Annotated in this window: 17 protein-coding genes; 12 read left to right on the forward strand and 5 right to left on the reverse strand. The window is 41.8% G+C overall.

The features are described 5' to 3' along the window. Positions 1 to 53 precede the first annotated feature (53 nt). A complete protein-coding gene (panB, locus tag ACFQZS_RS00380; RefSeq protein WP_377095995.1) occupies positions 54 to 869 on the forward strand; it encodes a 3-methyl-2-oxobutanoate hydroxymethyltransferase in 816 nt (271 codons plus the stop codon). 81 nt (positions 870 to 950) lie between these two features. Continuing rightward, a complete protein-coding gene (locus ACFQZS_RS00385) occupies positions 951 to 1,670 on the forward strand; it encodes an RluA family pseudouridine synthase (protein WP_377095997.1) in 720 nt (239 codons plus the stop codon). 2 nt (positions 1,671 to 1,672) lie between these two features. On the opposite strand, the gene ACFQZS_RS00390 is transcribed toward ACFQZS_RS00385, so the two are convergent. Together ACFQZS_RS00390 and yiaK are read right to left on the reverse strand one after the other, a co-directional pair. Beyond that, on the reverse strand, positions 1,673 to 2,188 hold the full coding sequence (locus tag ACFQZS_RS00390) for a hypothetical protein (RefSeq protein ID WP_377096000.1): 516 nt from the start codon (positions 2,186 to 2,188) through the stop codon (positions 1,673 to 1,675). 19 nt (positions 2,189 to 2,207) lie between these two features. Next, a complete protein-coding gene (yiaK, locus tag ACFQZS_RS00395) occupies positions 2,208 to 3,197 on the reverse strand; it encodes a 3-dehydro-L-gulonate 2-dehydrogenase (RefSeq protein ID WP_377096003.1) in 990 nt (329 codons plus the stop codon). A 116-nt stretch (positions 3,198 to 3,313) separates the two neighbouring features. Between yiaK and ACFQZS_RS00400 the strand changes: the two genes are divergently transcribed. The 8 genes from ACFQZS_RS00400 to rodA all read left to right on the forward strand — a co-directional run bounded on the left by ACFQZS_RS00400 (position 3,314) and on the right by rodA (position 11,957). Further along, positions 3,314 to 3,823 (forward strand): DUF5004 domain-containing protein, encoded by a 510-nt coding sequence (locus tag ACFQZS_RS00400; protein WP_377096006.1) that lies wholly within the window; start codon positions 3,314 to 3,316, stop codon positions 3,821 to 3,823. 56 nt (positions 3,824 to 3,879) lie between these two features. Then, a complete protein-coding gene (gene purN, locus ACFQZS_RS00405; RefSeq protein WP_377096008.1) occupies positions 3,880 to 4,458 on the forward strand; it encodes a phosphoribosylglycinamide formyltransferase in 579 nt (192 codons plus the stop codon). A 160-nt stretch (positions 4,459 to 4,618) separates the two neighbouring features. Then, positions 4,619 to 6,148 (forward strand): bifunctional phosphoribosylaminoimidazolecarboxamide formyltransferase/IMP cyclohydrolase, encoded by a 1,530-nt coding sequence (gene purH, locus ACFQZS_RS00410; protein ID WP_377096011.1) that lies wholly within the window; start codon positions 4,619 to 4,621, stop codon positions 6,146 to 6,148. Between the two features lie 136 nt (positions 6,149 to 6,284). Next, a complete protein-coding gene (locus tag ACFQZS_RS00415) occupies positions 6,285 to 7,307 on the forward strand; it encodes a rod shape-determining protein (RefSeq protein WP_294789849.1) in 1,023 nt (340 codons plus the stop codon). Positions 7,308 to 7,386: 79 nt separating this feature from the next. Continuing rightward, on the forward strand, positions 7,387 to 8,223 hold the full coding sequence (gene mreC / locus ACFQZS_RS00420) for a rod shape-determining protein MreC (RefSeq protein WP_377096014.1): 837 nt from the start codon (positions 7,387 to 7,389) through the stop codon (positions 8,221 to 8,223). Then, complete coding sequence (locus tag ACFQZS_RS00425) at positions 8,216 to 8,734, forward strand: rod shape-determining protein MreD (RefSeq protein ID WP_377096016.1); 519 nt, start codon at positions 8,216 to 8,218, stop codon at positions 8,732 to 8,734. The genes mreC and ACFQZS_RS00425 overlap by 8 nt, the downstream gene beginning before the upstream one ends. Then, positions 8,731 to 10,695, forward strand: a complete 1,965-nt coding sequence (mrdA, locus tag ACFQZS_RS00430) for a penicillin-binding protein 2 (RefSeq protein WP_377096019.1) — start codon at positions 8,731 to 8,733, stop codon at positions 10,693 to 10,695. The genes ACFQZS_RS00425 and mrdA overlap by 4 nt, the downstream gene beginning before the upstream one ends. Further along, complete coding sequence (rodA, locus tag ACFQZS_RS00435; RefSeq protein WP_377096021.1) at positions 10,692 to 11,957, forward strand: rod shape-determining protein RodA; 1,266 nt, start codon at positions 10,692 to 10,694, stop codon at positions 11,955 to 11,957. Before mrdA ends, rodA begins: the two co-directional genes overlap by 4 nt. A 200-nt stretch (positions 11,958 to 12,157) precedes the next feature. Here rodA and rplI read toward each other — a convergent pair whose 3' ends face one another. The 3 genes from rplI to rpsF are packed head-to-tail and all read right to left on the reverse strand — an operon-like array spanning position 12,158 to position 13,246. After that, positions 12,158 to 12,601, reverse strand: coding sequence for a 50S ribosomal protein L9 (gene rplI / locus ACFQZS_RS00440; protein ID WP_377096024.1), 444 nt, complete (start codon positions 12,599 to 12,601; stop codon positions 12,158 to 12,160). A 16-nt stretch (positions 12,602 to 12,617) separates the two neighbouring features. Then, complete coding sequence (gene rpsR, locus ACFQZS_RS00445; RefSeq protein ID WP_022833472.1) at positions 12,618 to 12,881, reverse strand: 30S ribosomal protein S18; 264 nt, start codon at positions 12,879 to 12,881, stop codon at positions 12,618 to 12,620. Continuing rightward, positions 12,881 to 13,246 carry a 30S ribosomal protein S6 gene (rpsF, locus tag ACFQZS_RS00450; RefSeq protein WP_377096027.1) on the reverse strand — a complete coding sequence of 122 codons (366 nt, stop codon included), beginning with the start codon at positions 13,244 to 13,246 and terminating at the stop codon, positions 12,881 to 12,883. Before rpsF ends, rpsR begins: the two co-directional genes overlap by 1 nt. A 137-nt stretch (positions 13,247 to 13,383) precedes the next feature. On the opposite strand from rpsF, the gene ACFQZS_RS00455 reads away from it, so the two are divergent. Both ACFQZS_RS00455 and ACFQZS_RS00460 read left to right on the forward strand, forming a co-directional pair. Further along, positions 13,384 to 14,220: a hypothetical protein gene (locus ACFQZS_RS00455; RefSeq protein WP_377096030.1), complete on the forward strand. Its 837-nt coding sequence runs from the start codon at positions 13,384 to 13,386 to the stop codon at positions 14,218 to 14,220. A 128-nt stretch (positions 14,221 to 14,348) separates the two neighbouring features. After that, on the forward strand, positions 14,349 to 14,633 hold the full coding sequence (locus tag ACFQZS_RS00460; RefSeq protein ID WP_377096033.1) for a hypothetical protein: 285 nt from the start codon (positions 14,349 to 14,351) through the stop codon (positions 14,631 to 14,633). The last annotated feature ends 124 nt before the right edge of the window (positions 14,634 to 14,757 follow it).

Genomic DNA, 14,757 nt, shown 5'->3' on the forward strand with positions numbered 1-14,757 from the left:
CGAAATTCGAAATCAAATTATCCCTACATTTGCCAATTCAAAACTGATCAACCATGTCGGTAAATAAAGAAATAAAAAGGGTAACCACGCATACCCTCCAGGATATGAAAGGCCGGGGCGAGAAGATAAGCATGCTTACCGCTTACGATTACTCTATGGCAACCATTGTAGATGCAGGGGGAACCGATGTAATATTGGTTGGCGACTCGGCATCAAATGTTATGGCGGGCCATGAAACTACGTTGCCTATTACGTTGGATCAAATGATCTATCATGCGTCGTCTGTAGTCCGTGCAGCCAAGCGCGCGCTTATTGTTGTTGATCTTCCTTTTGGTACCTACCAGGGTAACTCAAAGGAGGCTTTGAACTCGGCCATCCGCATTATGAAAGAGAGCGGCGCACATGCTGTAAAACTGGAGGGCGGTGTAGAAATAGCCGAATCAATTACGCGCATTCTTACCGCGGGCATTCCGGTTATGGGGCATTTGGGTTTAACGCCGCAATCTATTTATAAATTCGGCACTTATACCGTACGTGCTAAGGAAGAAGCAGAAGCTGCAAAATTGAAGCAGGATGCTTTAAAGCTGCAGGAATTGGGCTGTTTTGGTATTGTGATAGAAAAGATCCCGGCTCAATTGGGGAAAGAAGTGTCTGAAAGTTTGAGCATTCCAACAATAGGTATTGGTGCCGGGCAGCATTGCGACGGACAGGTGCTGGTTATACATGATATGCTTGGCCTGAACAAAGGGTTTAAACCACGTTTTTTACGCCAATACGCTAATTTGTATGAAGATATGAACAAAGCCATACAAAATTATGTTAGCGATGTAAAGGGAGGCAGTTTCCCTAACGAGAAGGAACAATATTAATTGGGGTCGATAGTCGATGGCCCATAGTCCATAGCAGAAAGCTAATACTATGGTCCATGGACTATGGTCTATCGACTAATTATGAAGCAGCAATTTACCTACATCCCAAAAGAGATAACCGATGCCGATGTGCTGTATGAGGATAACCACCTTATTGCGGTTAACAAGCGTGCGGGTGATATTGTGCAGGTTGATGAAACCGGGGATGAGCCACTGGACGAGAAAGTTAAAAAATACATTGCTCAAAAATACAATAAGCCCAACGGCGCTTTTTTAGGCGTTGTGCACCGGCTTGACAGGCCGGTAAGCGGCGTAATTTTGTTTGCCAAAACCAGTAAGGCATTAGAGCGGATAAACAATATGTTTAAAGCGCGGGAAATGCATAAAACCTACTATGCAGTGGTGCGCCAGCGCCCTAACCCCATAAGCGGCACCCTTGTACACTGGCTGCTAAAAAACCCTCAGAAAAACGTTACCAAAGCGCATGATAAGGAAGTAAAGGGAAGTCAACGCTCTGAGCTGCATTACAAACTGGTTGGCGAGCTGGATGGATATTACTTGATTGAAGTAGATCCGATAACCGGCCGGCCACATCAAATACGGGTGCAACTATCAACCTTAGGTTGCCCAATAGTTGGCGATAATAAATATGGTTATCCGCGTGGCAGTTTGCGTAAAAGTATTTGTTTACATGCCCGGCGGTTACAATTCATGCATCCCGTTAAAAACGAACCTGTGTTAATAACAGCCCCTGTACCTAAAGATGGTTTTTGGGAAAGGTTTGAGGCGATGATGGGGTAGATTTATTCTCCTTGGTGTATCCAGATATATTTTTTACCGTTCCAATAAATTAATCCGCCGGCAGTCTGCGAGCCATCTTCAACATCATGTACATATATTGCCGGTCTTACAAGCTGAATTTTCTTACTGCCTAATATATCACCATCTTTACTAAAAGTAGTTTCGTATGCGGTTTTATCTTTAAACAAACTCCAGCCTCGCATCCATTTAAAGTCGTCAGATCCACTACCAAATTTATTTCCTGCGCCAAAAACAAAGTATTGATTACTGCCACCATGTATCAGCAAAACTCCACGCTTTTTAGTTGTTTTTTTAATTATCAAAGCAGCCATATCTTTAATGCCGTCTTTGTTAAAATCAGATTGTAAGTATGAGGTCTTTAAAAAGGCAACGGGTTGATATTTTACAGATAAATTCAATCTTTTAAAAGCGCTGTCGAACTCCTTTGGAAGCTTGGATTGGCCAGCCACAAGGTTCGAGATAAAAATCATGAAATATGTGATGCAAGCGGTTTTCATATTTTAGGGTTTAATTTGTTTAAAGGGCTCTCACCTCCTCCCAAATCTTTTCATCCACTAAAACACCCTCATCTAAACTTTTAGCACGGGTTTTCAATGTGTTTTCTCCGGGATATAATACCGGCTCATTCGCTCTGGCAGATGGGCTGCTTTTTGTAAATGCAATAATTTGGTTTACAATAGATTCCGTTTGCTCATTATCACCGGGTTTTATGGCGATGAACAACTGCGATACTCCGGCCTCGGTTTTCTCCTCGGTCATGTCTTTTACAGCCCTTCCCTCGCTTAAAACAGCAACCAGCAGATCAAGCATCATAGATAGGCCCGATCCTTTCCAAAAGCCAATGGGCAATAAACGCATGGATGCTGCAACCGCCTCCGAGTCGGTAGTCAGCACACCTTCACTATCATATCCGCCCTGAAACGGCAGCGGTTGGTTATAACTTTTATACTGTAATACTTTACCGTATGAGTATTGCGATACCGCCATATCCAAAACAACATGCCCTTCTTGGCGCGGCACTGCAATAACCAGCGGGTTGTTTCCCAAAGTAGAGGTGGTACCACCCCATGGTACAGTGGTAGCTGTGGCGTTAGTAATACAAATACCAATAAGCCCCGCCTCGGCCGCCTGCCAGCCGTATGACCCGCCGCGCATCCAATGGTTGGTATTTTTTAAAGCTACACAGGCAATGCCGTTCTGTTGGGCCAGCGTTATAGCGCGGTCCATACAAAAACGGGCATTAATAACACCTGGTCCCCAATTGCCATCCCAGCGTTCAAGCGCGCCCAAACCATTAACCAGGGTGGGCATGGCATCGCGGTTTATCTCGCCCGCTTTAATAGATTTAACAAATTTCGGGAAGCGATTTAACCCGTGCGTGTAAACACCATCGCGGCTGTTCTCTGCAAAAGCAAGCGCGCATAGGTCGGCTTTTTCTTCAGCGAAGCCAAGTTGCAGCAAAATTCGCTTAAATTCAGCTACCAGTTGTTCAAAAGGAATCCGCATAATGGCAAATATAACAGCATAGCTGCAGGCTGCTAAAATAATAGTAAATAAAAACAGTTATTATTACGGTCCGTTAACTTGTCATTAAATATGGATTTATATTTTTGTTGCATCTGATGAAGAATATACCGTTCCTGTTTATTTTATGCCTGGTAGGGCTTAGTGTGCTTTGTAACTCTTGTAAAAAGGTAAATCAGAGCTCAATAGAGAGCCTGTTCTCTCAGGGTAGCTGGGAACTTGCCACTGTAGTGGTAACTGTTTCAGTAGGCACCAACCGCGAATCTGAAGATACCCTTAACACCATGTGCGATAAGAAACAGATCTTTACTTTCAATTCAGCAAGTCATACCTGTTCCTACACCAATTTCCAATGTAAAGATCAACCGGTGGCCTCGGGAACATGGTCGCTGTCGCAAGATCAGCTTTATTTAAAATCTGACATAGTTTGCCAGGATACTTCTAAGCTGGGCACGGGTACTTTAATGCCTTTTGAAAATGCGCAGATACAAACCCTGGGGCAATACGCTATGGTATTGGTAACGGGCGATATACAAAACTATTCGGCAACACAACGCAGAACGGTAAGGCGGTATGGTTTTGTTAGGCAAAAAGTTGCTACGCGATAAAAACAAAGCGTTAAAAATTTATATTTGACAAGTAATCAATCAAATTACCTGTGATTTTGAAAAAACGAATAGCCATTTTTGCGTCCGGATCGGGATCAAATGCTCAAAAAATAATGGAGTATTTTAAACGAAGTCCCGACGCTGAGATTGTACTGATACTCACCAATAATCCGCAGGCATACGTGCTGCAACGCGCCGACAACTTTGAAGTTCCATCGCATATATTTAACCGGCAGGAGTTTTATCAAACCGACGAGGTGATAAGAATATTAAAAACCCTGCAGGTTGATCTGATAGTACTGGCGGGCTTTTTATGGCTGGTACCGGCATCATTACTAAGTGCTTTCCCCAATAAAATAATTAACCTGCACCCGGCACTGCTACCAAAATATGGCGGCAAAGGCATGTATGGCGATAATGTACATAAAGCGATATTGGAAGCCGGGGAAGAAGAATCTGGCATTACCATTCATTTTGTTAACGCTGAGTTTGACGAAGGCGAGATCATTCATCAGTCGCGCTTTAAAATAGATGCTTCGGATACCCTGGAGATGGTAAAATTTAAAGGCCAGCAACTGGAACATCAGCATTTTCCTAAAGTGATAGAAAGTTTGCTTAAAAAAATGAAGAGTTGATGGTTAGAGATCAGTTAATTAGTGATTAGCGATTAGTTACTTTTAACCTGCCCGCTGCCTGCAACAGTTAATTTAAAAAAAAACTTAAAAAAACCAATCACTAATCAACAAATCTCTAATCTCTAATCCCTACCTTTGCGGCTCAAAATTTCCCATATAAATGAGTCAGCCTGTTACGATAAAAAATGCCTTAATTTCAGTTTATTACAAAGATAACCTGGAGCCTATTATTCAAGAGTTAAACCGCCTTGGTGTGAATATTTATTCAACCGGCGGGACGGAAACTTTTATACGCAGCCTTGGCGTTGACGTGATTGCGGTTGAAGATCTTACTTCGTACCCATCTATATTAGGCGGACGCGTAAAAACCCTGCACCCTAAAATCTTTGGTGGTATTTTAAATCGTCGTAATTCAGACAGCGATCAGCAGCAAATAGCGCAGTACGAAATACCTGAGATAGACCTGGTGATAGTTGATCTTTATCCGTTTGAAGAAACGGTAGAATCAGGAGCAGGGCATGATGATGTTATTGAAAAAATTGACATTGGCGGTATCTCACTTATCCGCGCGGCGGCTAAAAACTTTAAAGATGTTGTAATTGTCGCTTCAAAGGATGATTATGTTGAATTGGATGGATTGCTGAAAACTCAAAACGGCGCTACTACCATTGATCAGCGCAAGCGTTTTGCCCAAAAGGCTTTCAATATCACTTCAAATTACGATACGGCCATCTTCCAATACTTTAACCGCGACGAGCCAATGCCTGTATTTAAGCAGAGCATTTTAACCAGTCAGGTTTTGCGTTATGGCGAAAACCCGCATCAAAAAGGTGTATTTTATGGTAACCTGGATGCTATGTTCAATAAATTGAACGGCAAAGAATTATCTTATAACAACCTGGTTGATGTGGACGCCGCTGTTGCGCTGATAGATGAGTTTACCAATGAGCCTACAATAGCTATACTTAAACATACCAATGCCTGTGGTATTGCCAGTCGTCATACTATTAAAGATGCATGGTTAGATGCATTGGCCTGCGATCCGGTTTCGGCATTTGGTGGTGTTATTATTGCTAATGATGAAATATGCGCTGCAACGGCTACAGAGATTGACAAATTGTTTTACGAGGTGTTAATTGCCCCGGCTTATTCTGACGAGGCTGTGCAAATATTAACTGCTAAAAAGAACCGCATAGTGCTGGTTAGGCAACCGGTTGAACTGCCCGCAAAGCAATTTAAAACATTATTAAACGGCGTTATTGAGCAGGATAAAGACAATACTGTTGAGGGACCCGATCAAATGAAAACGGTAACCAACGCGCAGCCAACCGCGCAGGAGTTGAAAGACCTGTTCTTTGCCAACAAAGTAGTAAAGCATACCAAATCAAACACCATCATATTCGCTAAAAATAATCAACTGATGTCAAGCGGCGTGGGCCAGACCTCACGGGTTGATTCATTAAAGCAAGCGGTGAATAAGGCACACAGCTTTGGCTTTGACCTTAATGGAGCGGTTATGGCGTCTGACGCGTTTTTCCCTTTCCCTGATTGTGTTGAACTGGCTGCAGAGGCAGGCATTACAGCTGTTTTACAACCCGGCGGATCAATAAAAGATCAGGACTCTATTGATATGTGTAACCAAAAGAACATTGCTATGGTTACCACAGGAGTGCGCCATTTTAAGCATTAGTGGGCAGTAATTGGTTGATTAGTGGATTGGCGATTAGTTAAAATTTTTTACAATAAAAATCTAACTAACAAGTTAACATAATCAACTTAATAGACTAATTTTATAAAATTCATAAAATATCTGGAGCCGTAGTAAAATGAGCTTATTTAATTTTTTCACACAAGAAATCGCCATAGATCTGGGTACTGCAAATACCCTTATTATACATAATGATAAAGTTGTTGTTGATGAACCGTCTATAGTAGCTTTTGACCGCTCAACCAACAAAGTTATTGCCATAGGTAAGCAGGCCATGCAAATGGAAGGCAAAACCCACGATAATATTCGAACGGTACGTCCGCTTAAAGATGGTGTAATTGCCGACTTTAACGCTGCCGAACATATGATACGGGGTATGATAAAAATGATAAACCAGGGCAAAGGCTGGTTTTTCCCTTCATTGCGTATGGTTATCTGTATCCCGTCAGGCATAACAGAGGTAGAGAAACGTGCTGTGCGCGACTCGGCCGAGATTGCCGGTGCTAAAGAGGTTTACCTGATACACGAGCCAATGGCCGCAGCAGTAGGTATTGGTATTGACGTGGAGGAACCTATGGGCAACATGATCATTGATATTGGTGGTGGTACTACCGAGATCGCAGTTATCGCTTTATCAGGTATTGTTTGCGACCAATCCATTCGTGTTGCTGGTGATAACTTTGATTCTGATATCGTACAATACATCCGCCGTCAGCATAACATAATGATTGGCGACCGTACTGCCGAAAAAATAAAAATTGAAGTAGGTTCGGCCTTGCCTGAACTTTCTGATCCACCGGCTGATTTTGCTGTGCAGGGCCGCGACCTGATGACAGGCGTTCCGAAACAGATCATGGTATCATATACAGAGATAGCGCATTGTTTAGATAAATCAATTTCAAAAATTGAAGAAGCGATACTAAAAGCGTTGGAGATAACGCCACCAGAGCTATCTGCTGATATTTACCAAACCGGTATTTATTTAACCGGCGGTGGCGCATTGCTTCGTGGGCTTGATCGCCGCGTATCGGCCAAAACCAAACTACCGGTTCACGTTGCCGAAGATCCGCTGCGCGCCGTTGTTAGAGGTACCGGTACAGCACTGAAGAATATTGGTAATTTTAAATTCCTGATGCAGTAATCTTATTTACGATTTACGATTTTAGATTTACGAATGTTGATCTGAATCGTAAATCGTAATCCTAAAATCGTAAATCCAGATGCGTAACCTGTTAATTTTCATCAGCAAGTACAACGCATTTTTCCTTTTCGTTATTTTTGAAGTAGCGGCCATTGTTATCTACATAAAATACAACTCTTTTCAAAAGGCCAGCTTTATAAACAGCACTAACCAGGTTGTAGGCAGCTTGTATGCCCGCGTTGATGGGTTTAAAGGATACTTAACACTCAGAGAAGTTAATGATAGCCTTGCAAAAGAAAATGCGCGGTTACGCAATCGGCTTAAAAGCTCATTCTACATTGATAGCGTGGCTAAAGGGAAGGTAATTGATACAGTATATAAGCAGCAGTACGAATACATAACAGCTAAGGTTATTAATAACGCTGTTAACCGGCCCGATAACATTATTACTATAAACGCAGGTTCTAGCGCGGGTATAAAAAAAGGCATGGGGGTGATAAGTGACAAAGGCGTTGTGGGTAAAGTTTTACGTGTGAGTGAACACTTTTCTGTTATTCAATCGCTTTTACACTCAGAAACGATTATAAGTGCCATGCTGGCTGATTCACGGCAAATTGGTACATTTTCATGGGAATCAGATCTTAATCCACACAGGGGTTTGCTGTATGATGTTACCAATGACGCTTCACCCAGAGTAGGCGAACAGGTTGTTACTTCAGACCATTCACTTTATCCTACGGGTATAACTATAGGTAAACTGATCAACCTGCGCGCAAAAAACGCCAAGGGATCGTTTTTAAGTATGGATGTTGCCTTAGCGGTAGATTTTAGTAAACTGCAATATGTTTATGTAGTAGTTAATGAGTTTGCAACAGAACAAACGGGACTGGAGGCTCAGGTGAAGAAAGATGAGTAGGACTATTTTATATAACCTGATACGGTTTGTAGTACTGGTTTTTGTTCAGGTATTTTTATTAAAGAACATTACATTATATAATATATCTACGCCGTATCCTTATATACTGTTTGTGCTTTTGCTTCCGTTTGAAACGCCAAACGTTTTGCTGTTTCCATTCGCTTTTTTATTGGGCTTAACGGTTGATTCTTTTTATGATACACCCGGCCTGCATGCTGCCGCCTGTGTGCTATTGGCATTGGTTAGGGTATTGTTTATAAGCATTACCGTACAAAAAGACGGCTTTGACAATGAACCCGAGCCCACTTTAAGCATAATGGGTTTCAGATGGTTTTTTACCTACGCTATTATACTTACCCTCGTACATCATACGTTTCTTTTTCTACTGGAAGCCTTTAGTTTTTTAGACTTTACATTTATACTGCAGCGGGTGCTAACCAGTACAATTTTTACAGTGATTTTGATGTTGATAACCGGCTTATTGTTTTTCAGAAAAAGAGAGCGTAAATGAATACTTTTTTTCAACGGCGTTATGTCATTGCAGGGGTATTTATAACCCTGATACTGATTTTGCTGGTCCGTTTATTTTATATGCAGGTAATTGACGACCGGTATCTGCAAATTGCCAACAGCAACGTCATTCGCCAGTTTGTGCAGTATCCCGCACGCGGTACAATTTATGACAGGAACAAGCATATTTTAGTACAAAATAAACTGGTTTATGATGTATCTGTAATACCACGCCAGGTTAAAGCTTTTGATACTGTTGAATTTTGCCGGCTTTTGGAAATAACCCGCGAGGATTTTGATAAACGGTTTAAAAAAGCCGTGGGGTACTCCAGGGCATTGCCATCTAAATTTGACAAGCAAATATCTACCGAGCTTTATGCTTCATTGCAGGAGCGCATGTCTGAGTTTCCCGGTTTTTTTGTTGAGCCGCATCCCGTTCGCATTTATCCTGACTCGGCCGCGGCCCATTTTTTAGGCTATATCAGCGAGGTGCGCCAGTATGATATCGAGAAGTCGGGCGGTTATTATCGTCCGGGAGATTACATCGGAAAATCAGGAGTAGAAAAATCTTATGAAACGATTTTGCGGGGACAGCGCGGTATAAAAAACATGTTGGTTGATTCGCGCGGTATACAAAAAGAATCATACGCCAATGGTGCCTTTGATACGCTTCCTGTTCCCGGTGAGCGGTTAATATCAGCCCTTGACATACGCATACAAAAGCTGGGCGAAAAATTAATGCATAACAAGGTAGGAAGCATTGTAGCAATAGAACCTTCAACGGGCGAAATATTGTGTTTTATCAGCAGCCCTACCTATGATCCTAATTTAATGGTAATTGGCCCCGACAGGGGAAGAAATGCAGTTGCGCTTGACAAGGATCCGTACAAACCATTTTTGGTAAGGCCAATTACCGGCCGGTATCCGCCGGGATCATCTTTTAAGCCCTTAAGTGCGCTTATAGCACTGCAGGAAGGCATTATAACACCACAAACAACTTACAATTGCCCGGGCTATTATGTATCTGGCAACAGGAAGGTTAAATGTACGCACGTGCACGGAACAGTAAACTTAAGCAGCGCAATTGGCGGGTCGTGTAATGGCTACTTTTCAATGGTATTTGAAAAACTGATCAACAGGCAAGGCGCTAAAAAGACCGAAGCAAGTTTTACGGATTGGAGAACGAATGTGGTTAAATTTGGCTTGGGCCAAAAGTTAGGCATTGATTTGCCGGATGAGAAAGCAGGCAGTATGCCACAACCCAGTTTATACGATAAATGGTATCACAAAGGCGGCTGGCGCTCAAGTACCATTTTATCATTAGCCATAGGGCAGGGCGAAGTGGAAGCCACCCCGTTGCAGTTAGCAAATATCGAATGTATTATAGCCAATCATGGTTACTATTATTTGCCGCATATGATAAAATCAACCGGCAATAACAGCGCCACAGAAAAAATATACACAGAGCGGCATGAAGTAGGAATTAACGCTCAGTATTTTGAAGCCGTTATTGATGGTATGCAAAGTGTGGTTGATTATGGTACAGCGCATGGATCAAAAATACCCGGTATAAATATGGTGGGTAAAACCGGTACTGCACAGAACAGGCACGGTAAAGACCACTCCGTTTTTGTGGCTTTTGCCCCGCGCGAAAATCCTAAGATCGCCATTGCCGCTATCGTAGAAAATTCCGGAGATGGGGGTACATGGGCTGCGCCTATTGCCAGCTTTATTGTAGAGAAATATTTGCGCGATACTATATTGCCTCGCCCCACCATACGGCCTGATTATTATATGAATTCCAATCTGCTGCCACAGTTGAATATAAAGAAAAAGCCAATGCGGGCCGACAGCGCTAAAATAAAAGCCGGTGCTGTACCACCTGTAAAATCAGCCGGTGCCGCGCAGAAACCGGGTAAAAACATCATTGCTAATGTTGTAAACAAACCAAACGCAAGATGAACAACCAAAGAAGCTTCTTTTTTAATGTAGACTGGCTTACGGTATTTGTGTACCTGGCCTTGTGCACCATTGGTTTATTAAGCATTCACTCGGCCGTATTTAATCCTGACCACCCGGGACTGATTGACCTGCAAACCAATTATGGCAAGCAATTTATATTTATAATCGTTTCCATTATAGTAGCAGTGGTTATATTGCTACTGGAGAGCCGTTTCCTGTCGGCGCTATCTCCGGCAATTTATGTGGTTACTACGTGCATGCTTGTACTTGTATTGGTAGTGGGGCGTAATGTGGGGGGTAACCAGGCCTGGATAGATATTGGCGGCGGCTTCAGGCTGCAGCCCTCAGAGTTTGCTAAAATTGGCACTTGTTTACTGCTGGCACGTTACTTAAGCGGGGTTAATATCAAATTAACAGAGGTACGCTCGTTCGCGGTGGCGGCAGCTATCATCTTTGTGCCTATGACGCTTATTTTGTTGCAGCCGGATGCCGGCTCAACGCTGGTGTTCAGTTCGTTACTGTTTGTGCTATACCGCGAAGGGCTTTCGCCCTATTTTTTAATCCTTGAGGGCTTATTTATACTTTTGTTTGTGCTTACCCTAAAGCTGGATAATATGCTTTGGGTAGTAGGCGGGGTAGTAGGTGTTGCGGTTTTAATAATGTGGCTTTACAGGCGTAACCGTAAGTTGTTAATTACGGTAGCGGCAGGCGCAGTTATCTGCGTTGCATTTATATTCAGCATAAAATTTATTTATACCAGTGTTTTAAAGCCGCATCAAAAGGGGCGTATTGATATTGTTTTAGGCATAACCAAAGATCTGCGCGGCAAAGGGTATAACGTAAACCAATCAAAAATTGCTATTGGCTCGGGTAAGTTTTTGGGTAAGGGCTACATGGAAGGTACGCAAACCAAATATTCGTTTGTGCCCGAGCAAAGTACCGACTTTATTTTTTGCACCGTAGGCGAGGAGTTTGGCTTTGTGGGCTCAATAGTTGTACTGGGGCTTTATTTGCTGCTGGTACTGCGTATTATATTGATTGCCGAGCGGCAGCGATCGCCATTTTCTCGTATTTATGCTTATGGGGTAGCATCGGTAATATTCTTCCACGTATTCATCAATATTGGTATGACGATAGGTATCGTGCCATCAATAGGCATACCTCTGCCATTCATCAGCTATGGCGGGTCTTCGCTTATCGGCTTTACCGTTATGCTGTTTATCCTGCTTAAGCTGGATTCTAACAGGATGGGAATTATTTAGTAATAGTTATAATTATGTTGTCATTCTGAGCGACAGCGAAGAATCTTATACGCTTTGCAACTAAGCGCTTTGCATTGCATCGTTTATAAGATTCTTCGCTGTCGCTCAGAATGACAATGTTTGTTAACAAAAAAAGCGATGAGCCAAAACCCACCGCTTTATTTTTCTTAAATCCGAAATCGAAAATCCGATATTCGAAATTATTCTGCTACTACTGAGAAAGGAACCTGAACCTTAACTTCTTTGTGCAGGTTAACGTTAGCAACATAATCACCAACAAATTTTGGTTCCTGATCAAACGTGATGCGACGACGGTCAACATCAAAACCTTCTTTCTTCAAAGCATCAGCTACCTGAATGGTATTGATAGCGCCGAAAATTTTACCGGTTTCGCCTGCTTTTGCACCAATAGTTAGTTTTACACCTTCTAAACGGGCAGCAATAGCGTCAGCATCTTTGCGTATTTTTTCTTGTTTAAATGCAGCTTGTTTAAGGTTTTCTGCCAAAACTTTGCGTGCACTCTCTGTAGCTAATATAGCATAACCTTTAGGGAACAAAAAGTTACGACCGTAGCCCGGTTTTACCGTTACTATATCGTCCTTATCGCCCAGGTTTTTAATATCTTGTTTTAAAATAACTTCCATTGTTTATACCTCCCGATTATTTTAATGAGTCTGTAACATAAGGTAATAAACCAATGTGGCGCGCGCGTTTAACAGCTTGTGCCACTTTGCGCTGAAATTTTAATGAAGTACCGGTTAAACGGCGAGGTAAAACTTTACCCTGATCATTAATAAACTTTAATAAAAAGTTAGCGTCTTTGTAGTCAATATATTTAATACCGTTCTTTTTAAAGCGGCAGTATTTTTTACGGTTGTCCTCTACTTTAGGGGCAGTTACGTATTTAATTTGTTCGTTAGCCATTAGTTTGCTTCCTCCACTTTAGCTGCAGGTTTTTTGTTAAAAGCACCGCTGCGTTTTTTGTCGTTGTAAGCAACGGCATGTTTATCCAAAGCAATTGTAAGGAAACGCAAAACACGCTCATCGCGCCTTAACTCAACCTCCAATTTGTTAATTAATTCACCCGGAGCCTTAAATTCAGTTAAGTGATAGTACCCTGTAGTCTTTTTTTGAATAGGGTACGCTAGTTTTCTCAAACCCCAATTATCCTCCTGGACAATTTCGGCTCCGCCATCGGTTAGAGTTTTGCTGTATTTGGCAATAGCCTCTTTAGCAGTCTCTACTGAAAGCAACGGGGTTAGAACGATCACGATTTCGTACTGTTGCATTTTTGTACTTTGATTTTTAATTATTTAACCCGACAATTCGGGGCTGCAAATATAGGTAATAATTTAACGTTTTCAAATTGAAGATTTAAAATAAAAATTATAATTTAAATGCGCTAACCTTGGCGTTATCAAATTTTATGAAATACATCATACTTAGTGTTTTAGCGCTTTTTTGCAGCGCTGCCCGCAGTCAAACTGTTGTTAAATTGGGCCCTACTGAACAGAAAGTTAACGACGCGATTTGCGAGTGTTTAACCAATCAGGATTTGTCTAAGATTACTACCAGAGAGGATGCAGCCAGTATGCTTAATGGTTGCATACTACAGAAGCCCCAATTGATTGTAGATCTGGCGGCAGAACGCAAGATAGATCTAAATGATGTGAAGGCTATGACCACCCTGGGCGAGGAGGTAGGGGAAAACCTGGTATTACAAGGATGCCTGGCCGCAAAGCAATTATTCATTAAAATAAGCGGCGGGGCGTCGGATAATACTAAGGTGGTAAAGCATACAGGTCAGGATAGTATCTATGCAGTAAAAGTAAAGCAAGATGCGGAAAAGATTGTAAAGGGAATATTCAACGGCGATTTTGAAACCGCGCTTAAGTATACATATCCTGAGGCGCTTAAAATGGCTGGTGGTAAGAACATGATGATAGAAACTATTAAGAAAACTATGGATGAATTCAAAAGTAAGGGTATCACCTTTAAAAATGGCGTAATTGGCGAGCCGGGTGAATTTATAAAGGCGAAAGGAAAGATTTTTTCTATTGTGCCCGAAGAGATCTATTTGAACGTGAATGGTAAAACACTTTATAGCAAATCCGCGCTGTTAGCAATAAGTTTAGATAATGGCCTTAATTGGTATTTTATTGACGCGGCAGGATTAACTGATGAAAAAGTGCACGATTTGTTTCCGGAAGCTAATCATAAACTGATACTGCCCAAAAAAAATCAGCCGGTTTTGCTTGATTAAAAGTGTTGTTGAATTTTCAACTTCTGTCAATAAAAATAACACCCATTTAACATTCAGTATAAAACATTCAGGTAAGTTCGTTTGTCTTTTAAACGTTGTCTTATTTATAACAATTAATCATTACCGCCATGGATTTTAAACACCTTGAAAGCCAATCAGTAAGTCAAACATCCTTTATGTATGATACCATTTATTTTCAGTCGCCTGATGTATATAGCCGTGGTGATGAAGATGATGAATGGGAGGATAATGAAACAGATGAAGAAGACGAAGATTTTGATGATACCGCTGCCGATTTAGATGATCTGAACAGTATACGCGCAGGTGATGATCTGGATACAAGCGACGATGCTTACGATATAACCAATCCTGATCCGGATGATGACCATTTACCGGATGATGATCTGCAATAAGTAATAACTATTCCTGTCATTCTGAGCGATAGCGAAGAATCTTGTACGCCCGGCAAGTGCACGCGTGCAAGTCGCTTTTACAAGATTCTTCACTACGTTCAGAATGACAATCCCAATGAAAATT

This window comes from Mucilaginibacter calamicampi (assembly GCF_042676765.1).
In the GTDB taxonomy this organism is placed as follows: domain Bacteria; phylum Bacteroidota; class Bacteroidia; order Sphingobacteriales; family Sphingobacteriaceae; genus Mucilaginibacter; species Mucilaginibacter calamicampi.